This window comes from Polaromonas sp. P1_G4 (assembly GCF_056405475.1).
On record NZ_JBFUCA010001050.1, the window covers coordinates 1 to 575 of the forward strand.

Here is a 575-nt window from a genome sequence, read left to right on the forward strand (position 1 = left end):
GCGGCATCCTGTTCGCAGCCAGCATGATCGGGGGCTGGACCGAGAACTGGTTTGTACTGCATCATCTTGACTCGGCGATGCGCCACAACCCGCGCATCACTTCCGTGCTGGGCGGCGAGCGCGCTGCGCGCTGGTCCGGCTTCATGCGCGACAACATTTCGGGTTTCGCGTCCAACATCGCACTGGGTTTCATGCTCGGCCTCATACCGGCCTTCACCGGTTTCTTCGGGCTTGAACTCCAGGCCCGCCACGTCACCCTGTCAACCGGACAACTGGCGGCGGCCGGCGCCTCTCTCGGGCTCGAAGCATTCCGGCACTGGCAAATCTGGTCCTGCATCCTTGCCATTCCCCTGATAGGCGCGCTCAACCTCGGTGTGAGTTTTTACCTGGCGTTTCGTCTGGCCCTGCAGGCGCACAACGTGAGCAACCTGGACCGGGCCCGCATACGCATCGCCATCTGGGCACGCCTGCGCAGCCACCCGCGCAGCTTCTTCATGCCCTAAACAAGCAGCCCCCCCGTCCAGGCTCACTGCGTGTAGCCTGTTCCCCCCTCGAGGGGGCGGCGCCTGCGGTCT

At 64.5% G+C, this 575-nt stretch carries 1 pseudogene; it reads left to right on the forward strand.

The features are described from left to right. Window positions 1–503 (forward strand): annotated as a pseudogene (locus tag AC1D1X_RS25295) (site-specific recombinase); the annotation flags it as partial. Between the last annotated feature and the right edge of the window lie 72 nt (window positions 504–575).